19 protein-coding genes and 1 pseudogene are annotated in these 19,988 nt (G+C 63.1%); 10 read left to right on the top strand and 10 right to left on the bottom strand.

The genetic code is table 11. The features are described from left to right. Window positions 1-276: 276 nt before the first annotated feature. From C8J36_RS06360 to C8J36_RS06370, 3 genes and pseudogenes are all read right to left on the bottom strand, one after another. Window positions 277-909: an ATP-dependent Clp protease proteolytic subunit gene (locus tag C8J36_RS06360; protein WP_062596660.1), complete on the bottom strand. Its 633-nt coding sequence runs from the start codon at window positions 907-909 to the stop codon at window positions 277-279. Window positions 910-1,058: 149 nt separating this feature from the next. Then, on the bottom strand, window positions 1,059-2,615 hold the full coding sequence (locus C8J36_RS06365; RefSeq protein ID WP_132533477.1) for a phospholipase D family protein: 1,557 nt from the start codon (window positions 2,613-2,615) through the stop codon (window positions 1,059-1,061). Window positions 2,616-2,904: 289 nt separating this feature from the next. After that, window positions 2,905-3,756: pseudogene (locus C8J36_RS06370) on the bottom strand (endonuclease/exonuclease/phosphatase family protein); the annotation flags it as partial. Between the two features lie 338 nt (window positions 3,757-4,094). Here C8J36_RS06370 and C8J36_RS06375 point away from each other — a divergent pair. Continuing rightward, window positions 4,095-5,372: a cytochrome P450 gene (locus C8J36_RS06375; RefSeq protein ID WP_132533481.1), complete on the top strand. Its 1,278-nt coding sequence runs from the start codon at window positions 4,095-4,097 to the stop codon at window positions 5,370-5,372. A gap of 102 nt (window positions 5,373-5,474) precedes the next feature. On the opposite strand, the gene C8J36_RS06380 is transcribed toward C8J36_RS06375, so the two are convergent. Continuing rightward, complete coding sequence (locus C8J36_RS06380; RefSeq protein WP_132533483.1) at window positions 5,475-6,233, bottom strand: SDR family oxidoreductase; 759 nt, start codon at window positions 6,231-6,233, stop codon at window positions 5,475-5,477. 97 nt (window positions 6,234-6,330) lie between these two features. On the opposite strand from C8J36_RS06380, the gene C8J36_RS06385 reads away from it, so the two are divergent. After that, window positions 6,331-6,648, top strand: coding sequence for a helix-turn-helix domain-containing protein (locus tag C8J36_RS06385; protein WP_062596664.1), 318 nt, complete (start codon window positions 6,331-6,333; stop codon window positions 6,646-6,648). Between the two features lie 16 nt (window positions 6,649-6,664). On the opposite strand, the gene C8J36_RS06390 is transcribed toward C8J36_RS06385, so the two are convergent. Next, window positions 6,665-7,009 (bottom strand): cupin domain-containing protein, encoded by a 345-nt coding sequence (locus C8J36_RS06390; protein ID WP_132533485.1) that lies wholly within the window; start codon window positions 7,007-7,009, stop codon window positions 6,665-6,667. A 5-nt stretch (window positions 7,010-7,014) separates the two neighbouring features. Next, window positions 7,015-8,295 (bottom strand): O-acetylhomoserine aminocarboxypropyltransferase, encoded by a 1,281-nt coding sequence (locus C8J36_RS06395; RefSeq protein ID WP_062596666.1) that lies wholly within the window; start codon window positions 8,293-8,295, stop codon window positions 7,015-7,017. A gap of 372 nt (window positions 8,296-8,667) precedes the next feature. Here C8J36_RS06395 and C8J36_RS06400 point away from each other — a divergent pair, with 372 nt between their 5' ends. Next, window positions 8,668-9,441 (top strand): HipA family kinase, encoded by a 774-nt coding sequence (locus tag C8J36_RS06400; protein ID WP_132533487.1) that lies wholly within the window; start codon window positions 8,668-8,670, stop codon window positions 9,439-9,441. A 1-nt stretch (window position 9,442) separates the two neighbouring features. Next, window positions 9,443-10,225: a DUF3037 domain-containing protein gene (locus C8J36_RS06405; protein ID WP_132533489.1), complete on the top strand. Its 783-nt coding sequence runs from the start codon at window positions 9,443-9,445 to the stop codon at window positions 10,223-10,225. 124 nt (window positions 10,226-10,349) lie between these two features. On the opposite strand, the gene C8J36_RS06410 is transcribed toward C8J36_RS06405, so the two are convergent. Continuing rightward, window positions 10,350-10,778 carry a CoA-binding protein gene (locus C8J36_RS06410; protein WP_132533491.1) on the bottom strand — a complete coding sequence of 143 codons (429 nt, stop codon included), beginning with the start codon at window positions 10,776-10,778 and terminating at the stop codon, window positions 10,350-10,352. A 247-nt stretch (window positions 10,779-11,025) separates the two neighbouring features. Between C8J36_RS06410 and C8J36_RS06415 the strand changes: the two genes are divergently transcribed. Beyond that, window positions 11,026-11,862: an EamA family transporter gene (locus C8J36_RS06415; RefSeq protein ID WP_165914973.1), complete on the top strand. Its 837-nt coding sequence runs from the start codon at window positions 11,026-11,028 to the stop codon at window positions 11,860-11,862. Window positions 11,863-11,935: 73 nt separating this feature from the next. On the opposite strand, the gene C8J36_RS06420 is transcribed toward C8J36_RS06415, so the two are convergent. Continuing rightward, window positions 11,936-12,751: an enoyl-CoA hydratase-related protein gene (locus C8J36_RS06420; RefSeq protein WP_132533493.1), complete on the bottom strand. Its 816-nt coding sequence runs from the start codon at window positions 12,749-12,751 to the stop codon at window positions 11,936-11,938. A 360-nt stretch (window positions 12,752-13,111) separates the two neighbouring features. Here C8J36_RS06420 and rplM point away from each other — a divergent pair, with 360 nt between their 5' ends. After that, window positions 13,112-13,576 carry a 50S ribosomal protein L13 gene (gene rplM / locus C8J36_RS06425; RefSeq protein WP_062596672.1) on the top strand — a complete coding sequence of 155 codons (465 nt, stop codon included), beginning with the start codon at window positions 13,112-13,114 and terminating at the stop codon, window positions 13,574-13,576. Then, window positions 13,576-14,052, top strand: coding sequence for a 30S ribosomal protein S9 (rpsI, locus tag C8J36_RS06430; protein ID WP_200934699.1), 477 nt, complete (start codon window positions 13,576-13,578; stop codon window positions 14,050-14,052). The genes rplM and rpsI overlap by 1 nt, the downstream gene beginning before the upstream one ends. 137 nt (window positions 14,053-14,189) lie before the next feature. On the opposite strand, the gene C8J36_RS06435 is transcribed toward rpsI, so the two are convergent. Further along, window positions 14,190-16,181, bottom strand: coding sequence for an acyltransferase family protein (locus tag C8J36_RS06435; protein WP_132533495.1), 1,992 nt, complete (start codon window positions 16,179-16,181; stop codon window positions 14,190-14,192). A 195-nt stretch (window positions 16,182-16,376) separates the two neighbouring features. Here C8J36_RS06435 and speB point away from each other — a divergent pair, with 195 nt between their 5' ends. Beyond that, window positions 16,377-17,330 (top strand): agmatinase, encoded by a 954-nt coding sequence (gene speB / locus C8J36_RS06440; protein WP_132533497.1) that lies wholly within the window; start codon window positions 16,377-16,379, stop codon window positions 17,328-17,330. Between the two features lie 103 nt (window positions 17,331-17,433). Then, window positions 17,434-18,366 (top strand): N-acetyl-gamma-glutamyl-phosphate reductase, encoded by a 933-nt coding sequence (gene argC, locus C8J36_RS06445; RefSeq protein WP_132533499.1) that lies wholly within the window; start codon window positions 17,434-17,436, stop codon window positions 18,364-18,366. Between the two features lie 94 nt (window positions 18,367-18,460). Here the strand turns inward: argC and C8J36_RS06450 are convergent, their stop codons facing one another. Next, the gene (locus C8J36_RS06450) at window positions 18,461-19,543 is read right to left on the bottom strand and encodes a COX15/CtaA family protein (RefSeq protein WP_245506486.1); all 1,083 of its coding nucleotides are present in this window, start codon (window positions 19,541-19,543) and stop codon (window positions 18,461-18,463) included. A 203-nt stretch (window positions 19,544-19,746) separates the two neighbouring features. Between C8J36_RS06450 and C8J36_RS06455 the strand changes: the two genes are divergently transcribed. After that, window positions 19,747-19,956: a DUF2842 domain-containing protein gene (locus tag C8J36_RS06455; RefSeq protein ID WP_062596677.1), complete on the top strand. Its 210-nt coding sequence runs from the start codon at window positions 19,747-19,749 to the stop codon at window positions 19,954-19,956. Window positions 19,957-19,988: the final 32 nt, after the last annotated feature.

The raw sequence follows: 19,988 nt of genomic DNA on the forward strand, positions 1-19,988 counted from the left end.
CACGCCGCGCGTCCCGTGCGGGACGCAACGAACCACTCAAACCGCTCCGCAGACTGGCGCGCCGTTCAGCGTCAGTGCATTGCTTCCGGGAGTACGAACCGGCCGCGTCTTCACGCGGGCCGGCGGCAACTTCTCTCCCACCGAAAACCGGATGCTAGGACGCGAGAACTCAACATAGCATTAACGGTTGATAGTAACGGCTTTGGTCTCGGGATAAAGACCCTTGAAAGTTACAATTGTGTCACAAATGCATCATTCGCGACACAAAAGCCATGATCAACTTTCGACGGCCGACTCCATCGCTTCGCGCGAGGTGATGACCTTGTCGATCACGCCCCAGGCAAGCGCCTCGTCGGAGGTCATAAAGTGGTCACGATCGAGCGTCTGTTCAACCTCTTCGTAGGTCCGTCCGCAATGCTTGACGTAGACCTCGTTGAGACGGCGCTTCATCTTCAGGATATCGCGGGCATGACGCTCGATGTCGGAGGCCTGACCCTGGAAACCGCCGGAGGGCTGGTGCACCATGATGCGGGCGTTGGGCGTGGAGAAGCGCATGTCCTTGTGGCCGGCGGCCAGAAGCAGCGAGCCCATGGACGCGGCCTGGCCGATGCACAGCGTCGAGACGGCCGGCTTGATGAACTGCATCGTGTCGTAGATGGCCATGCCGGCGGTCACGACGCCGCCCGGCGAGTTGATGTAGATCGCGATTTCCTTCTTCGGGTTTTCCGCCTCGAGGAAGAGAAGCTGGGCGCAGACCAGCGTCGCCATATGATCTTCCACAGGGCCGGTGAGGAAGATGATGCGCTCCTTCAGGAGGCGCGAAAAGATGTCGTAGGAGCGTTCGCCACGGTTGGTCTGCTCGACGACCATCGGCACGAGCGCCATAGCGGTATCAACGGGATTTGTCATGTCAGCCCTTCGTCTCATGAATGCGCGAACACTTCGCGTATCGGAATCATTCGAATATCTCTGCCCCTTTACATAGAGTGTCAGAGGTAGGCACTTCAAGTCGGCTGCCGTCTATAACGTTAACGAGGGCCGCTTGCCCGACGGTGGCGTCAGAGCTGCGATTCGATGGGGAGAAAGCCGATGATGGCGGCCGTCACCCGCCGCCAGAAACCGGCATCCGGCTCCCGTTCCAGCATCCGAGAGCAATGCTGCGTCTCGTCGTTCCAGCAGAGGCGGCCCTTCTCCAGCGACAGCCGGAAGCTCGTGCCGGGATGGGTCTCGAGCGCGAAGATCGCGTCGACATCGGCGACGAGCGCCGGACAGGTGAAGAGCACGCCCATCTCGGTGTTGAGCGAGGCCGAACGCGGGTCGAAATTCATCGAGCCCACGAAGGCGCCCTTGCCGTCGATGGTGAAGGCCTTGGTGTGGAGGCTCGCGCCGCGCGATCCGAACAGCGAGATGCGCTGTGTCTCCGTCGCCTCCTGCACGGCCTTCAGCTCATAGAGCGTGACGCCGCCCGCCACCAGCTTGCGGCGATAATTGGCATAGGCGCCGTGCACGGCCGCGACGTCGGTCGCCGCCAGCGAATTGGTGAGGATCGCCACATCGACATCCCGCCCGACCAGTCCGCACAGCGCCTTCACGCCATCGGCACCGGGGATGAAATAGGGCGAGATGATCTTCACGCTCTGCCCGGCCGCGGTGATATGCGGCAGCAATTCCTGCATCAGCCAGTTCTGGCGCCGCTCCAGATGTGCCTTTTCCGGCGGATCGGCCTTGATGGTGATGTCGCCGGTAAACCGGAGTTCCCCGCTGCCGTGGAAAAGCCCCGGCTCGGCTGCCGCCTGCTCCACATGGCCGATATAGTGCCGGCCGCCCTTGCCGCGCGCCAGTTTGGCAAGCTTGCGGCGCAGGCGCGGCAGGTAGTGGCGGTGCGGCGTGCGCAGCGAGCCGATCGGCAGCACCATGGAGCTGTTCCAGTAGTCGTCGAAAACGGCGCTCGCCTCGCGGGCGATCGGGCCCAGCATCCACATGTCGAGATCGCGGAAGTTCGCCTGCTCGGCCGCATCGAAATAGGCATCGCCGATATTGCGACCGCCGGCGATGACGACGCGACCGTCGGCGATCCAGGTCTTGTTGTGCATGCGCCGCGTCGCGCGCAGGGGCCGCAGCATCATTTCGAGGCCCCGGCGGAAACGGTCGTTGCGCGCGCGGCTGGGGTTGAACAGCCGTACCTGAATGTTCTCATGCGCATCGAGCGCCAGGCAGAAGCGGTCGTGCAGCCCGGCATTGATGTCGTCCAGCAGCAGCCGCACCTGCACGCCGCGATCGGCCGCCGCCAAAATTTCAGCCGCCAGAAGCCGTCCCGTCAGGTCGCGCCGCCAGTAGTAATATTGCAGGTCGAGACTGCGCCCGGCCTTGCGGGCGGAGACGGCGCGAACGGAAAACGCATCCAGATTGTCGCTGACCAGCGTTGCCGCACTCTGTCCGTCGCGGCCTTCAAGCAGGGGCACACTTTCCCGGTCGATCTCGGTCTGCCCCTCGACCGGCTGGATGGCCCTGGCCGGCTGCCCGTAGAGATGCCGGCCGAAGCGGCCATAGACATAGATGGTGCCGAGCGCTGCCAGCACCGCCAGGATCGCAAGGGAGATGATCAGCCATTTCATGAAGCGGTCGAAGGCCTCCGGGTGGATCGGTCAAGCGGATGCGGCAGCTTCACGATTGCCGAGAACATTTCTAGCCGAAGCGGGATCGCCTCGGCGTCGGACAATGCGGTAAAAACAAAGCTTTAGAGCATTTGCCTTTGAACTCGTGTTTACAGGAAATGCCCTAGCCCGCCCGCGCCCTCGGTCCCTGCGGATCGTCGGGACCGTCCGGGCTCGTGATGCCGGAGGGGCCGGCGGGAATCGTCTCGCTGCGGGGTGCCGCCCCCTCGACGAGATCCTTCCGGGTGGCGAGCGCGGCCTTGAGGTCGATATGGGCTTTCAGCGGCAGGTGGTCGGACGCGACGCGCGAGAGGGTCGAATTGTGCACCTCCACATGCGTCACCAGCGTATGCGGGCTGCCCATCACCCGGTCAAGGGCGAGCAGCGGATAGCGCGAGGGAAAGCTCGGCACGGCCGAGATCGAGTGGTCGAAGACGGGCGACAGCAAAGACAGGGCGGAGCGCCGGCCGATCCGCCATTCGTTCAGGTCGCCGATCAGCAGCGTCGGCCGCTCCTCCGCCTCTTCGATCGCCGCGAGAATGGCCCGCGCCTGCTGGCTGCGCGAATGCCGCAGCAGGCCGAAATGCGCGGCGATAATGCGCAGCGGCCCGTGTTTCAAGTCGAGATCCACCACAAGAGCCCCGCGCGGCTCGACCCCCGGCAGCTTCAGCTGGTTGACCTTGGCCACCGCCCCTTCGCGCACCAGCAGCAGATTTCCATGCCAGCCATGGCCTTTGGGGGAAAAGGCCGCGATCGGCACCGACAGGAGATGACAATCCCGATGCAGCCGCTCCAGATCGAGCAGGCCCGCCCGCTCGCCGAAGCGCTGGTCGGCTTCCTGCAGCGCGATGATATCGGCGTCGATCTCGCAGATCACATCCATGATGCGGCCGGGGTCGAAGCGCTTGTCGGTGCCCACGCATTTGTGAATGTTGTAGGACGCGACCACCGTATCGCCCCGCGCCCCATGCGCCGCCTCACGCCCCGGCAACGGCACCCGTCGTGCCCGCAACGCCGCGAGCAACCCACCGGCCGTTTTGCCAGCCTTTAGGAACGGGCCAGCTTTCAGAAACGGAACAGGGTTGGCTCGTTTTTGCGACATGGCAGGACTGACCTTGGCTTTCGATGCGACGATCGGGAGTGTCGGAGCGTGGTTGAGGAGATAGCGAGCGGAGCGCGACTGACAAGGCAGCCCGTGTCCGCGGCCTCGCATTCCGCAAGACCACCCGGATTGTGCCCCGCCGGCGGCAAGGACGAGCGACAAACCCGATCTTGACAAATCGGCGCCGCCGAACGTCTTCTGTGGCATCCACCGAAAGGCTGGAGGCGTGCCTGCGCGACAGCCCGGCCCCCTCGTCACCGTTCCCCGTCAGAGGCCGTCTCCCCGCCTCATCCACCGACCGGCGCGCACGCCCGGTCGTCGCCTATATTGGACATGCCATGCCGACAGCCGCACCGACCGACCCACACGCCGCCTCGTCTGCCGCGATCATCGATGCCGCCACCCGACGGGTGCGGCTCGACATCCGCGACCCCGCCTTCTACCGCGATCCCCTGCCGACCTATGCCGCGCTGCACGCCGCCTGCCCCGCCTTCTTCTGGGAGGAGCCCGGACAATGGTTCTTCACCGGCTACGACCAGGTGAACGAGCTGCTGCGCGATCGTCGCTTCGGCCGCCAGATCCTGCATGTGGCGACCCGCGAGGAGTTGGGAATGCCCGATCCGAAGCCGCATCTCGCCGATTTCGACCGGCTGGAGCACCATTCGCTGCTGGAGCTGGAGCCGCCGGCGCACACCCGCCTGCGCACGCTCGTCAATCGCGCCTTCGTCTCGCGGCATGTAGAGACGCTGCGACCGGAGATCGCCGCGCTCTGCCACAGTCTCATCGACGGGTTCGAGGCGGACGGTCGCGTCGAGCTTCTGAAGACCTATGCCGAGATCGTGCCGGTGACGGTCATCGCGCGCATGCTGGGCATTCCCGTCGAGATCGCCCCGAGCCTGCTCGACTGGTCGCACCGCATGGTGAAAATGTACGTCTTCAACCCCTCCGTCGAGACGGAGCACGACGCCAACCGCGCCTCGGCGGAATTCGACGCCTATCTGCGCGGCATCGTCGCCTGGAAGCGCGACAATCCGGGCGACGACCTTCTGACCCACATGATCACGGCGGAAAAGGACGGCGAGCGGCTGAGCGAGGACGAACTGGTCTCGACCGCCGTTCTGCTGCTCAACGCCGGACACGAGGCGACCGTGCACCAGCTGGGCAACGCCGTCGCGACGATCCTTCAGACCGGCGCCGATCCGGCCATGCTCTTTGCCGACGACACGGCGACGGAGCGCACGGTGGAAGAATGCATGCGCTATGCGGCGCCGCTCCACATCTTCCAGCGCCATGCGCTGTCCGACATCGACCTCGAAGACGGCATATCGCTCAGGAAGGGCGACCGCATCGGCCTTATGCTGGCGGCCGCCAATGTCGATCCGCGCAAGTTCACCGACCCCTCGACCTTCCGCCCTGACCGCAACGAAGGCCCGCACCTGTCCTTCGGCGCGGGCATCCACTTCTGCATCGGCGCCCCGCTCGCCCGGCTGGAACTCAGGCTCTCCCTGCCCATCCTGTTCGAACGCCTGCCGGGCCTGCGCCTCGCGGCCGAGCCGGCCTTCAAGGACAGCTATCACTTCCACGGTCTGGAGCGGCTGGATCTGGCCTGGGGCTGAGCGTCGGCACGGCAAGACGGGAGGCGGGCTTGCCGGGCATGCGTCCCCCGAACATGCGTGAAGCCGTGCTCGGAGCTCGGTCAGACATCGATCAGAGCTGGATCAGACCTGGGCCAGGCCGCCATCGACGCTCAGTTCGACGCCGTTGATATAGCTGGCCTGCGGCGATGCCAGAAACAGAACCGCGGCAGCGATCTCCGGCGGCTGGGCCATGCGGCCTGCCGGTGCCGCCGACGCCACATAAGCTTCGAACTCCTTCATCTGCTCGTCATCGATCTTGAGACCGTTCTGCATGATCGGCGTGACGGTCGCGCCGGGGCTAACCGCATTGACGCGAATCCCGCGTGCTTTGAGATCCGTCGCGAAGGAGCGCGCGAACGACCGGACCGCCGCCTTCGATGCATTGTAGACGCTGAGGTTCGCCATCCCTTTGTTTCCGACGATGGACGCGTTGAGAACGATGGCGCCCTTGTCGGTTATCAGCGGCAACAGCGTCTGCACGGTGAAGAAAACGCCTTTGACGTTGATGTCGAAGGTCTTCGCGAAGAAAGCCTCGTCCGTTTCCCCGAGAATATTGTTTTCGGCGATGCCGGCATTCGCGAAGAGAATGTCGATGCGGTCCTCGCGACGATCGATCTCCGCCTTCAGTTTTTCGAGACCGTCGAGCGTTCCGGCATCCGAGACGACGCCGACCGCGCGGTCGCCGAGCACGGCCAAGGCCGCGTTCAGCGTCGTTGCCGTCCGCCCCGTCACGTAGACCCGCTCAACGCCCCCTTCGAGGAAGGCCTCTGCCGTTGCGAGGCCGATCCCCGATGTACCGCCAGTGATCACAGCCACTTTTCCTGCAAAATTCGGGCTCATTCAACCATCCGATCATAAATCCCGTAAAACCATATTACGGTATTTCGGTTTTATTGGAATATTGAAACAAGTCAAGCTTGATGGTATGGGATGCCCCATGGCTCAGTTTTTTCATCCCTCGACGGACGATATCACCTTGTCGGGCGTTCTCGCGGCTCTCGGAGAGCCTGCACGACTTCGCATCGTCCGCGCATTGGCGACATGTCCCGAAGGCCGCAATTGCGGAGAGGCTGCGCCCGATCTGCAGCTTCCCCGCTCCACGCTGTCCAACCATTTCCGGATTCTGAGAGAATCGGGACTGGTTCGCATGCAGAAGAAGGGCGTGGAAAACATCAACGCCCTTCGCTTCGACGATATCGAACTGCGGTTTCCGGGGCTCTTGACCGGCATTCTGTCTTACGAGAACACCGATTGACCACGCCGCGGATGTCTCACACGCGGATCACGTAATCCTTGCGAGTCGTTTCAAGCACTTCCCAGCTTCCCTTGAAGCCGGGCCTGAGGACGAGGCTGTCGCCTGTTTTCAGGTCGAAGCGCTCGCCGTCATCGCCGGTGACGATGGAGTGCCCGGAGAGGATGTGGAAATATTCCCACTCCTCATAGACGATCCGCCACTTGCCGGGCGTCGCTTCCCAGATGCCGGCATAGAGCCCGCCGGGAGCTTCCTCGACGTTCCAGGTGTGGAACTCCGGATTGCCGGAGATCAGGCGGTCCTCGGCCGGGGCGCCGATATCGGGCTGGATGCCGGTAATGTCGAAGCTGAGCGCACGGGTCATCGGCGTCAGACCTTCGCCAGGGATTGATCGAGATCGGCGACGATGTCGGCCGCATCCTCGATGCCGATCGACAGGCGGACGACCTCCGGACCTGCCCCGGCCGCCACCAGCTGTTCGTCGTTCAACTGGCTGTGCGTCGTGGAGGCGGGGTGGATGACGAGCGAGCGGGTGTCGCCGATATTGGCGAGATGCGAGAGCATCGCGACGCCTTCCACGAAGGCCTTGCCTGCGGCATAGCCGCCCTTGAGGCCGAAGGTGAAGACGGCGCCTGCCCCGCGCGGCGAATAGCGCTGCTGCAGCGCATGGTTCGCGTCGCTCTCCAGACCGGCATAGTTGACCCAGGCGACCTTCTCGTGTCCGGCGAGAAAGCGCGCCACGACCAGCGCATTGTCGCAATGGCGCTGCATGCGCAGCGGCAGCGTCTCGATGCCGGTGAGCAGCATGAAGGCGTTGAAGGGCGAAATGGCCGGCCCGAGATCGCGCAGGCCCAGCACGCGGCATGCGATGGCAAAGGCGATATTGCCGAAGGTCGTGTGCAGCACCATGCCGTTGTAATCGGGGCGCGGCTCCGACAGCGCGGGATATTTGCCGGACGCCGACCAGTCGAACGTGCCGCCATCGACAAGGATGCCGCCCATCGAATTGCCATGGCCGCCCATGAACTTGGTCAGCGAATGCACCACGATATCGGCGCCATGCTCGATCGGACGCACGAGATAGGGCGTCGCCATGGTGTTGTCGACGATCAGCGGCAGGCCGTTGCGATGGGCGATTTCGGCGATGGCCTCGATGTCGACGAAGGTGCCGCCGGGATTGGCAAGGCTCTCGATGAAGATCGCCTTGGTGCGGCCGTCGATCTGCTCTTCGAAGCTTTCCGGCTTGGCCGTATCGGCCCAGCGGACCTGCCAGTCGAAGGATTTGAAAGCCTGTCCGAACTGGTTGATCGAACCGCCGTAAAGCCTGCGGGCGGCAATGAAATTGTCGCCCGGCGACATCAGCGCGTGAAACGCGATCAGCTGGGCCGCATGGCCGGAAGCGACCGCCAGCGCCGCCGTTCCGCCCTCGAGCGCGGCGACGCGCTCCTCCAGCACGGCCTGCGTCGGGTTCATGATGCGGGTGTAGATATTGCCGAAGGACTGGAGCCCGAACAGCGAGGCGGCATGGTCGGCATCGTCGAAGACGAAGCTCGTCGTCTGGTAGATCGGCGTCGCCCGCGCGCCCGTCGTCGGATCCGGCTGCGCGCCGGCGTGAACGGCCAGTGTGTTGAACCCCGGTGCATGCGTCATGTCTCATCCTCCCTGTCGCAGGCGCCCCCTGGCGGCGCCCGATGTGATGCGTCGTCTCGGCAGGACTGCGACCACGGTCGCATTCCCGGCCTTAACGTTCTTTCGTTCGACACATTACCGAGAGCCAAGCGGGACAGGAAGAGGCAAACGGGCCGTAGACGGAGAGGCGCGGCGGCGCGTACATCGGTCACAGGTACATTAGGGCTTCATAGGCTAGCCAAAGCCGCATGAAGCCGAAGAGTGCGGACGACTTGGGGCTTTGCCCCACGAATTTGAAGTTGTGCCTGACGTAGTATACCACCTAACTTACGGAAGTGAGGTAAGATGGTTTTGAGGGCGGGAGTAAATTGGCAGCCGACTCGCATAGAGCGCGTGAACGATGTGCTGAACACCAGCACCAAGCCACTTTTGGTCGTTACCGACGTTGGCTTGGCTCTCTTAAAATATATTGGCAATGCTCAGGGAGAGGATGCGCTCGTTGCTGAGTTGCTCGCTGCGGAACTGGCGGCAATGATAGGTCTCATAACGCCGGACTTCGCTGTAAAGCGGATACCTGTTATTCCTACAAGGAACCCGTTTGTAATTGCACAATCGGGGCCAGCGTTCTTCTCACGCTGGGAACCCGCAACTACTCTCGCGCCAAACTCCCAACTCCTGAGAAGCTTGAGAGATCCAAGGGATATCGCGAAACTTGTCGTTTTTGACACGTGGCTACGCAATAAAGATCGTTTCTCCATGGCAGGTCACGGCGGCGTCGTTAACTATGACAACATCTTGATCGTACCGGACAAGCGAAAGTCCAGATTGCTTATTATCGACCACAGCCATGCCTTCGCTGAGACTACGTTGGAGGATGAAATCAACGCAGACTGGGCGAATGAAGAGCAGGTTTATGGGTTGTTTAACGAGTTCGCTCCGATATTACGACGGCGTGATGTGGAAGCGGCGATCAATGTTATTTGCTCTCTGGCCCCGGGTGACATAAGGGATGCGTGCAGATCTACGCCTATCGAATGGGGCTTTGGTCGGCCTCTTGCCGACCTGCTTTCAGAGTTGCTGATTCAACGAGCAGCAAGAATGCAAAGCTGGCTTCCAACTGCAATCTTCGACCAGTTAGAACTAAATTTTGAAGGAAAGGAGGGTTAAAATGGATGCTCTCAAGCTTTTCTACAGCATCATTCAGTTTAGCCCTTTTCCTGAGCGCTTCGAATATGTTAATGCTGGAGTAGTTGTATTTGATGTGGGCAATAAAGAGATATCTCTCAGGATGGCCGACGACTTGTCGCGAGTGAAGAAATTCTTCGGCGAGATTAATGCGATTTTTTTGAAACGCGCGCTTCATGATTTTGCTGAGCGGGTGAGTTACCATTTCGATCGCACAGGCGTATCGGTTTCTTCCATTGATGATTTCAATTCGAAGCGCGCTGATCTGTTCCGCCTTACACCCTTGAACTCGGTGGCAGGCGACCGGCCCGAGATGGTTGCGAGTAAACTTTTCCATGAACTGGTTGTGTGGGACGCTCAACCGCGAAAAATTGAGCGTATCAACACGATGCTGACCAGCGCATTCCGTGAAGCGGGCGTCCTTCAGCTACTCGACAGACGGCCCGAGCCTGTTCGCATCGAACAGTATGGTGTTAGCATCCAAGCGGATTATGGATACCAAAATGGTGTCTATAATCTGATCGACTCCGCGCGCTTCGACTCCCCGAACCGGGGGTTAGCCGAGGCTGGTAAACGCGTCCTGGAAGGCAAGGCACTTCGCGCGAACGCGTCAATGCGATTGATTGTGGTCGCTGAGTTTGGATCGCAGGCCGACAGTTTCGCCGAAAGCCTCCGCAGTGATTTTGAGCGGGTAGGAGCTAAGCTGTTCAAGATGGACGAAGTCGATGATCTCGCTGAAGAAATTCGCCGTACGGTCCACAATTAATATCAGGCCTCCTTCGTAGAACGCTGCTAGACCATCAAGACGTGACCGACACTTGGCCCATTTCCAAGTCGAGTTGTTGTGGTGCCGCTACTATCAGCGCACCACATCCTCAGCGACCCTCTCCTCACCCCACAAGCCGCGGATATTCGATGGCCGGGCAGCGGTCCATGACGACCTTGATTCCGCGCGCTTCGGCCTTGGCGGCGGCCGTGTCGTTGCGGACGGAGAGCTGGCCCCAGATCACCTTCGGCAGGGGATCGAGCGCGAGGGCTTCGTCCACCAGGGCCGGCAGGGCGTCGGCGGCGCGGAAGACGTCGATCATGTCGATCGGCTCGGGAATATCGGCCAATCGCGCATAGACGGTGCGGCCCTGAAGCTGCGTGCCCGCAAGGCCCGGATTGACCGGATGGACGGTAAAACCCTTGCGCAGGAGGAAACCCATCACGCGATGGCTCGGACGCTCCGGATTGGCAGACGCGCCGACGAGCGCGATGGTCCGCGTCGAGCGCAGAATATCGGCGAGATAGATATCCGGGTACTGATCGTGATTCATTGACGTCCTCCTGCTTCCCCTTTCTGACGCGCGCTTGAGATCTTTACCAACGGAAAAAACGTCGGAAAGGCCGACTGTTCCCGGAAAAATCGACTCTCCGTCGCATCAGAGCCCCAAAGCACCTGTGCACAGGGCCTTGCGCGTCATAAAACTGTCATTCTCGCGGGCTGCAGTGCTTGCGGTCCGCCCCCGGTCTTGCGACAAAGGACGGGCGCTTCCGCCGCCACGCCTGCCCTCCGGTCTCCCCGTGCCGCTCGACGTCCTCCTCTTCATTCTCTTCGGCGCCCTGCTGCATGCAGGGTGGAACGCGATGGTGAAGGCCGGGACGGACAAATCGCTGGACGCCGCGATGATCGCGCTCGGCGCCGCCGTCATCGCCCTGCCCTTTCTGCCCTTCATGCCGCTGCCGGATGCGCGGGCGGTGCCGTTCCTGCTCGCCTCCGCCGTGCTGCAGTTCGGCTATTTCCATCTCGTCGCCGCCGCCTATACCGCCGGCGATATCGGGCTCGTCTACCCGCTGATGCGGGGCGGCGCGCCGTTGCTCATTGCCGCGACCAGCAGCATGATCGTCGGGGAAAAGCTCACCCAGGGTGCGACCCTCGGCATCCTCGCCATTTCCGCCGGCATCTTCACGCTCGCCTTCGAGGCGCGCCGCAGTGGCATGCGGGCGATCACGCTGGCGCTCGTCAATGCGCTCTTCATCGCCGCCTATACCTATGTCGACGGCATCGGCGCGCGCCTGTCCGGCCATGCCATCTCCTATACGCTGTGGATGGCCTTGCTGCCGCCCGTGCTGCTCTTCGGCTGGGCGATCTCGCGGCGGGGCGCCGCACCGGTGCTGCGCCACGTCCGGAACAATGGCTGGCGCGGCCTTGTCGGCGGGGCCGGCTCGATCGGCTCCTACGGCATCGCGCTCTGGGCGATGACCAAGGCCCCGGTCGCCACCGTCGCGGCCCTGCGCGAAACCTCGATCCTGTTTGCGATCGTGATTTCCGTCACCGTGCTCAAGGAGCGCATCAGCCCCTTCCGCATCGCGGCGGCCTGCCTCATAGCGCTCGGCGCCTTGATGCTGAAGCTCGCCTGACGGTCGTTCATTCTCCGGTTTTGTCCTGCCGCATTGTCCGATGCCGAAGCCGTCCGCTTCGGCTGGAAATGCTTCAGGACCAGACCGGCGTCCGGTTCTCCAGAAACGCCGCCATTCCCTCGATCGCATCCGGCGTCAGCGCGCTTTCCGCCTCCACCCTGGCCGCCTCGGCAGCGGCCTCGTCGCGCGACAGGCAAGCCTGCCGGTCAAAGGCCGCCTTCACGCTTCTCTGCGCGTCCTGCGATTTCGAGGCGATGACGGCCGCATATTTATCGACCACCTGCCGCAGATATTGTTTCGGGACGATGCGGTTAACGAGGCCGAAATCCTTGGCGGTGGAGGCGTCGATCGTCTCGCCGGTCAGGAGCATCTCCATCGCCTGCTTGCGGCCGGCGGCTCGCGCCAGCGCCACGGCCGCCCCCATCGGCGCGATGCCGATATTGACGCCGGGTGCGCAGAAGGTCGCCGTGTCCGTGCAGATCGCGAGATCGCAGGCCGCCACCAGCTCGCATCCCGCAGCGGTTGCCAGTCCGTCGATCTCGGCGATGACGGGCTGCGGCAGGGCGGAGACGGTGGTCATCAGCCGCGCCGACAGGGCGAAGGCCGCCGCGAAGGCCGCACGGCCCGCATCGTCGTCGGACCGGCGCCGGCTCAGCGCCTCGAGATCGACGCCCGCCGAAAACACCGGGCCGGTCGCCGAAAGGATGACGACGCGCAGGGACGCGTCGCCCGAGGCCGCATCGAGTTCGCCGAGCAGCGCGTCGATGACCTCGCTGGACAGCGCGTTCAGCGGCGGATGGTTCAGCGTCAGGCGCAGCACGCCGCCGTCGCGTTCGCGCAGCACGAGGTCGCGCGGGTTCGGGCGGCGCAGGGAAACGATATCGGCCATGTCGGCTCCTCTTTTCAGGGTGAAAAAGCGACCTCCAGCTACGCCGCCCGCCCCGCGCTTTCAAGCAGCCGAGGCGCAAATGGCCCGGGAAGCGGTGCAAACCCCGTCAAAATGCGGCGGATTTTGTGTGGTATCATAAAACCACATTGTTAAACCATTGATTTTACTAACCTCACATCCGGAAGCGTCGCGCAGCACCTCTTGACGGATCGTCCGGCCTCCCCTTATAAGCCACCCTGTTCGCGGGCGGTCACGTCCGCGTTCGTTTTTGCGGGTTCTGCTCTCGGGCGGCTCCCGCAAACCAAGCAACAAAAAACGCCCGGCGGCAACGTATCGGGTCCCAAACGAAAGAGTTTCATCATGTCAACCTTCGTTCAGAAGCCTGCAGAGGTGGAGAAGAAGTGGATCCTCATCGACGCCGAAGGCCTCGTTGTGGGTCGCGTCGCGACCATCATCGCCAACATCCTGCGCGGCAAGCATAAGGTCACCTACACTCCGCATGTCGACGACGGCGACAACGTCATCGTCATCAATGCCGAGAAGGCCGTGCTCACCGGCAAGAAGTACACCGACAAGAAGTACTACTGGCACACCGGCTATCCCGGGGGCATCAAGGAGCGCACCGCGCGCCAGATCATCGAAGGCCGCTTCCCGGAGCGCGTTCTCGAGAAGGCTGTCGAGCGCATGGTTCCCCGCGGTCCCCTCGGCCGTCGCCAGATGAAGAACCTTCGCGTCTACGCAGGCACGAACCATCCGCATGAAGCCCAGCAGCCGACCGTCCTCGACGTCGCCAAGCTGAACACGAAGAACGTAAGGAGCGCCTGATCGTGGCCGACCTCTCCTCTCTGAAAGAACTTGGCACGGTCGCGGAAGCCAGCAACGCTGCTCCCGTTCATGTCAAGAAGATCGACGCCCAGGGCCGCTCCTACGCGACCGGCAAGCGCAAGAACGCCGTTGCCCGCGTCTGGGTCAAGCCGGGCTCCGGCAAGATCACCATCAACGGCAAGGCCTACCCCGAGTATTTCGCACGTCCGGTTCTGCAGATGATCCTGCGTCAGCCGATCTTCGCGGCGGCTCGTGACGGCCAGTTCGACATCGACGCCACGGTTGCCGGCGGCGGTCTCTCCGGCCAGGCCGGTGCCGTTCGTCACGGCATCTCCAAGGCGCTGACCTATTACGAGCCGGGCCTGCGCACCGTGCTCAAGAAGGGTGGCTTCCTGACCCGCGACAGCCGCGTCGTCGAGCGTAAGAAGTACGGCAAGGCGAAGGCCCGTCGTTCGTTCCAGTTCTCCAAGCGTTAATCGCTTCGGATCTCGGACCATGGAAAAGGCGGGGCTTCGGCTCCGCCTTTTTCCGTTTGGGGATGTGGGCCGGCACGGCAGCCGCCGTGATTTCCGAGCCTCACGCCATGCTTCTACCGCGTGGGATCGCCGGGCTCCTACCGCGCGGGATCGCCGGCGGCGTCAGCGATCGGTCCCGTCGGCAGCGTCGGCACGATCGGAAGCTTGTCCAAAATCGCGGCAACCACGAGTGTGGCACCGGACGCGGTGAAATGACGGATATCGGCAAGATAGGGCAATCCGGCCGATGTCAGAGCACAGGTGTCGCCGGCTGACGGATTGCAGAACTTTTCCTCCGGAAACACCTTGATCGTCCGAGGGCTTGCCACAGCGTCGAGCACGGCACGGCTCCGCGCGCTGTTCTGGACGAAGTCGGCATAGGCGATCGTCACCTCCGGTTGCGCCACTCCGGCCAGCATCTGCTTCATGACCGTCTCGATGACGGGCGCGTCAGGTTGCGGATGGGGATAGACGAGAACAACACGACGGCCAGACGCCTCGATCGTTGCGATCGTGTCGTTCAGGCGCTGCCTGATCTCGGTCGGCACCTCATCCCCGGCGGACCGGATCACTCCGTCGATCTGGTATTCGGGATAGGACATGAACTTGACCCATGACGCCGCCATCACGACGGTGGTGATATCCGGGGTAGCAAGGATCTGCTCGAGCGCACGGGTGTTGAACTGGCTGCAATGCGCGCTCTGTTTGACGGAGGGAACCGATACGCCGGGAAGCGGAGCACAGTGGCCATGGGAGAGCTGCTGCAGGCTTATCCCGCGCACATCCAGTTCGCTTGCAAAAACCCTTGATAGGGATGCGGAGATGGAATCGCCCCAGATCGCATAGGTCACCGGATGGTCCGGGTTATGGAGACAGTCTTTCAAGGGGAAGACGGGAAGATCCATTTCGGCGGTATACTGGCACGCCTTGTTCCACTCGCTCTCGCGAAGCATCGCGGTGACCGCCGGCGGCAGTCTCCACGGCAGACCCTTGGTAACATTCCCTGCAACGCTGACCGACACGATGAGCACCGCCAGGGAGCCGATGAGGATCCGCAACGTCTTCCAGCCGATCCGCCGGGCACCGCTGCGCGTTCGGAACGGCTGCTCGACATATCGCCACGACAGAACGGCAACCGCGAGCGCCCCGAACGACAGGGCGATCATCACCGGCAGGCCGGGTTCCGCCGCGTTGCGAATGCGCGCAAAGGCAAAGACCGGCTGGTGCCACAGGTAGAAGCTGTAGCTGACGAGGCCGAGCCCGACGAACGGCGGCAAGGACAGGAGACGCGCGGTGAGGGTTCCCTGAATCCCGAACACGAGCAGAAGGCCGGCCCCGACAACAGGCCAGACCGTCAGAAATGAAGGCCACGCCTGCTGCGACGTCGGCACCAGGATGGAGAGGAGGACGAGCACGAGACCGGCCAGCGCCCCCACCTCGTTGGTGCGGCGGGATCGGGACGGCCCGACGAAGGAGAACAACGCGCCGGCCAGAAGCTCCCAGGCCCGGCTGCTCAGGAAATAGAAATTGATCGTCGGGAACGCTTCCACACCCACCAGGCAGACGGCGAAACTGAGGAGGCAAAGCCCGCCGATCGCGGCAACGAGCATGCCTCTCCTCTTTCTTGCAAGAAACAGGGCGAACACCGGAAACAGCAGATAGAACTGCTCTTCGACTGCCAGGCTCCAGGTATGAAGCAGAGGCGCGCGACCCATGTCCGGCGCGAAATAGCCCTCCTTCGTTGCGAAGTGGATGTTGGAATAGGAAAACAGGCTCGCCAGAAGAGACTGCGCATAATTCTTGAAATCCAGAGGGATCATCCACATCCACGCGAAGGGAATCGTGGCCGCCAGCATGACCAACAGCGCGGGCAGGATGCGCCGGACACGCCTGTCGTAAAATGCCCGCATCGAGAATGGCCCGGCGTCGAGGTCCCGGACGATGAGGGCCGTAATGAGATATCCGCTGATGACGAAGAAGATATCGACCCCGAGAAATCCCCCGGGAAGAAACGGCAGGCCCGCGTGATGGAGGACGACGGCGGTTATGGCGACGGCGCGAAGGCCATCGATCTCACGTCTATACAGCATTCCGTCCCATCCAGATCAGGCCCACATACATCGATATACCGTATTTTAGTCATATATGTCGATCAAGGCATTTGATCCGCGACTGCCCTTCCCGGTGCCGTTTCGGCCGCGCCGATCCGCCGACGGTCAACGAAAGTGGCTTGCGAGCGAAACCGAAATCCCGCACGTTCCGGCGCAACGCGCTTCGGAGTTTTCATGGCATCCAAGACCATCGATCATGCGATCACGGCCCCGTCGCTGAAGAGCGCTGCATCGGATCCGACCCATGCGGGGATCCTGTCCTTCATGCGGCGGAAATATACCAAGCGTCTGGCGGGGGCGGATGTCGTGGTTTGGGGCGTCCCGTTCGATGCGGCGACGTCCAACCGGCCGGGCGCCCGCTTCGGGCCGCAGGCCATCCGGCGGGCATCGGCCATCTTCGACAATGATCCGCAATATCCGTTCCAGCGCGACCTGTTTGCCGAGATGGCGGTGATCGATGCCGGCGATTGCCTGCTCGATTACGGGCATCACGCAAAGACGCCGGCGACGATCACGCGGGAGGCGGCGCGGATCCTCAAATCGGTGCCCTATCTGCTGACGCTCGGCGGCGACCATTTCGTCACGCTGCCGCTGCTGCGCGCACACGCCGCACAGCATGGGCCGCTCGCCCTCGTCCAGTTCGATGCGCATCAGGATACCTGGCCCGACGCGGAGGGTCGGATCGATCACGGCTCCTTCGTGGGCCGGGCCGTGCGCGAGGGGCTGATCGACCCCGCCCGCTCCATCCAGGTCGGCATCCGCACCCATGCGCCGGAGGATTTCGGCATTCGCATTCTCTATGGCGATGCGGTCGAGGAGATGAGCGCCTCGGCCATCGCCGACGACATTCTCGCCCACACCCAGGGTGCCGCCGCCTATCTCACCGTCGATATCGACTGCCTCGATCCGGCCTACGCTCCGGGCACGGGCACGCCGGTTTCAGGCGGATTGTCGAGCGCCAAGCTCCTCTCGGTGCTGCGCAAGCTTGTGCCTCTCGACATTCGCGGCTCCGACGTCGTCGAGGTCGCGCCGGCCTATGACCATGCCGACATCACCGCCATTGCTGCATCCACCGTCGCGATGTATATGCTCGGCCTGCGTGCGGAGCGGCTTGCCACTGGGCGATGATGCTTTCCGGCAGCGGTCGCCGCACTGTTATCAAACGGAATCAGGGGCGTGAGAGACTGAGTCCGGCGCACGCCCCAACCTCTTGAACCGACGGGACAAAGACATGACGGCTAAGATCTTCATCGATGGCGAACACGGCACGACGGGACTGCAGATCCGCGCCCGCATGGCCGACCGCAAGGATGTCGAGCTCCTGTCCATCCCGGAGGCCGAGCGGCGCAATGCGTCCCTGCGCGAAGACCTTCTGAACAGCGCCGACATCGCCATTCTCTGCCTGCCCGACGATGCGTCGAAGCAGGCCGTCTCCATGCTGTCCGGCAACAACGCCGTGCGCATCATCGATACCTCCACCGCCTACCGCGTCGCGCCGGACTGGGCCTATGGCTTTGCCGAAATGGATGCCGCCCAGGCGGACAAGATCCGCGCCGCGCGCCTCGTCGCCAATCCCGGCTGCTACCCCACCGGCGCCATCGGCCTCGTGCGGCCGCTGCGCCAGGCGGGCATCCTGCCGGAGAGCTATCCGGTCAGCGTCAACGCCATTTCCGGCTATACCGGCGGCGGCAAGCAGATGATCGCCCAGATCGAGGACCCCGCAAACCCCGATCCGATCACCTCGCCGGGCTTCCTCTACGGCCTGCCGCTCAAGCACAAGCATGTCGCCGAGATGAAGATCCACGGCATGCTCGGGCGCACGCCGCTGTTCTCCCCCTCGGTCGGCAAGTTCCCGCAGGGCATGATCGTGCAGGTGCCGCTGTTCCTCGACGAGGTCGGCAACGGCGCGACGCTGGAAAGCCTCCATGGCGCGCTCGTCGCGCATTATGCCGGCCAGTCGGTGGTCGAGGTCGTGCCGCTGGAGGTCAGCGCCGCATTGCCGCGCGTCGATGCCGTGGAACTGGCCGGCACGGACCGCATGAAGCTCTTCGTCTTCGGAACGCCCGGCGGCGAGCATGTCAACCTCGTGGCGCTGCTCGACAATCTCGGCAAGGGTGCCTCCGGCGCCGCCGTCCAGAACATGGACCTGATGCTGTCGGCCTGAGCCGGGAACCCTGTCGCGTCAACGACACCTCGCCTCGGCGCCCTTGCGGCACCGGGGCGTTTTCCTGTCCGGCCGGCGGGATGTTTGGACTTTCTCAGCCGCGCACGACGTCCGTTTCCAGCGGATACGCGCCGAAGAAGCCGCGGACGTGGGCGATGGCGAAGCCCAGCACGACGAGCGCGCCGCCCTGGTGCGCGACACCCCATCCGATCGGAACCTGCAGCAGCAGCGTCATGATGCCGATCGACGCCTGCACCAGCACCAGAGCGGCGAGAATGACGGCCCGCCTGGCATGGGTCGATCGCGGGGCCAGACGCAGGTTTGCGATCATGTGCCCGAGGACCATCGCCAGCAGAAGATAGGCGCCGCAGCGATGCACGAACTGAACCGTCTTCGGGTTCTCGAACAGGTTCAGCCAGGCCGGGCTTTGAAGGAAGAGGTCGCCCGGGATCAGGGCGCCGTCCATCAGCGGCCAGGTGTTGTAGCTCAGGCCCGCATCGAGCCCAGCAACCAGCGCGCCGAGATAGATCTGCACCAGCGCCATGAAGGCGATCGCGCCGGCGACCACATAGGAATAGCGCGTCGGCGGCGCGTCGTCCCGATGCGGCGTCAGACCGCGCAGGATCCACAGACAGGCCGAGAAGATCAGACAGGCGATGATCAGATGGGTCGCCAGCCGGTACTGGCTGACATCCGTGCGGTTGACGAGGCCCGAGGAGACCATCCACCAGCCGACGAAGCCCTGGAAGCCGCCAAGCGCCAGAATGCCGAGAAGCGGCAGCTTCTGCCGCCGCTCGATCCGGCCCGTCACCCAGAAGACGGCAAGCGGCAGGGCGAAGATGACGCCGATCGAACGGGCGAGCGCCCGGTGCGCCCATTCCCACCAGAAGATGGTCTTGAAGCCGTCGATCGTCATGTCGCTGTTCATCTGCGCATATTGCGGGATCTGCTTGTAGAGCGTGAACTCCTCTTCCCACTCGGCTTGCGACAGAGGCGGAACGACGCCGTGGATCGGCTTCCATTCGGTGATGGACAGTCCCGATTCGGTGAGGCGCGTCGCACCGCCGACGAGCACCAGCGCAAACAGCGCGAAGACGACGACGCCGAGCCAGATGCGGATCTGCCGGCGATGGCGGCTTGCGATATCGATGTCCCGCGTCGTTTTCTGCGTCATCATGGGGTTGGCACTGGTCATCGCACTGCTCCGTTCGCCTGCTGGCGGTCGCCGGGGACACGAAGGAAGAGATGTCCGCGGGGTCAGCGTTGATTTGCATCAGTCGGGCAGGCATGACAAGGAGTGCCTTTGCGGCATGCGGTCGCGGGCGATGCGTGTCCTGTCGTCCGGACCTGGAAGACGCAGCGGTTGGAGAGTTCGAAACAATGCCGGTACGCCTTCGCAAACTGATCGGGATGATCCTCCTCCTCGTGCTCGTCATTTCCTATGCGATCGTCGCCACCGTGATCGCCGAAGTCCGGCTCGGCGCCTCCCCCTGGTGGGTGCATCTCCTCTATTTCTTCTTTAGCGGCCTTCTCTGGGTGCTGCCGGCCATGCTCATCATCAAATGGATGGAAAAGCCCGGCAAGCGGTGAGACGATCGGGCGATGCTGAAGGGACAGGGACC

Origin of the sequence: Rhizobium sp. PP-F2F-G48 (assembly GCF_004342335.1) — a bacterium.
In the GTDB taxonomy this organism is placed as follows: Bacteria; Pseudomonadota; Alphaproteobacteria; order Rhizobiales; family Rhizobiaceae; genus Ferranicluibacter.

Coding starts and splice junctions, on each gene's coding strand:
- C8J36_RS06360 (WP_062596660.1), bottom strand. CDS start 909: ATGACAAATCCCGTTGATACCGCTATGGCGCTCGTGCCGATGGTCGTC.
- C8J36_RS06365 (WP_132533477.1), bottom strand. CDS start 2,615: ATGAAATGGCTGATCATCTCCCTTGCGATCCTGGCGGTGCTGGCAGCG.
- C8J36_RS06375 (WP_132533481.1), top strand. CDS start 4,095: ATGCCGACAGCCGCACCGACCGACCCACACGCCGCCTCGTCTGCCGCG.
- C8J36_RS06380 (WP_132533483.1), bottom strand. CDS start 6,233: ATGAGCCCGAATTTTGCAGGAAAAGTGGCTGTGATCACTGGCGGTACA.
- C8J36_RS06385 (WP_062596664.1), top strand. CDS start 6,331: ATGGCTCAGTTTTTTCATCCCTCGACGGACGATATCACCTTGTCGGGC.
- C8J36_RS06390 (WP_132533485.1), bottom strand. CDS start 7,009: ATGACCCGTGCGCTCAGCTTCGACATTACCGGCATCCAGCCCGATATC.
- C8J36_RS06395 (WP_062596666.1), bottom strand. CDS start 8,295: ATGACGCATGCACCGGGGTTCAACACACTGGCCGTTCACGCCGGCGCG.
- C8J36_RS06405 (WP_132533489.1), top strand. CDS start 9,443: ATGGATGCTCTCAAGCTTTTCTACAGCATCATTCAGTTTAGCCCTTTT.
- C8J36_RS06410 (WP_132533491.1), bottom strand. CDS start 10,778: ATGAATCACGATCAGTACCCGGATATCTATCTCGCCGATATTCTGCGC.
- C8J36_RS06420 (WP_132533493.1), bottom strand. CDS start 12,751: ATGGCCGATATCGTTTCCCTGCGCCGCCCGAACCCGCGCGACCTCGTG.
- rplM (WP_062596672.1), top strand. CDS start 13,112: ATGTCAACCTTCGTTCAGAAGCCTGCAGAGGTGGAGAAGAAGTGGATC.
- C8J36_RS06435 (WP_132533495.1), bottom strand. CDS start 16,181: ATGCTGTATAGACGTGAGATCGATGGCCTTCGCGCCGTCGCCATAACC.
- speB (WP_132533497.1), top strand. CDS start 16,377: ATGGCATCCAAGACCATCGATCATGCGATCACGGCCCCGTCGCTGAAG.
- argC (WP_132533499.1), top strand. CDS start 17,434: ATGACGGCTAAGATCTTCATCGATGGCGAACACGGCACGACGGGACTG.
- C8J36_RS06450 (WP_245506486.1), bottom strand. CDS start 19,543: ATGATGACGCAGAAAACGACGCGGGACATCGATATCGCAAGCCGCCAT.
- C8J36_RS06455 (WP_062596677.1), top strand. CDS start 19,747: ATGCCGGTACGCCTTCGCAAACTGATCGGGATGATCCTCCTCCTCGTG.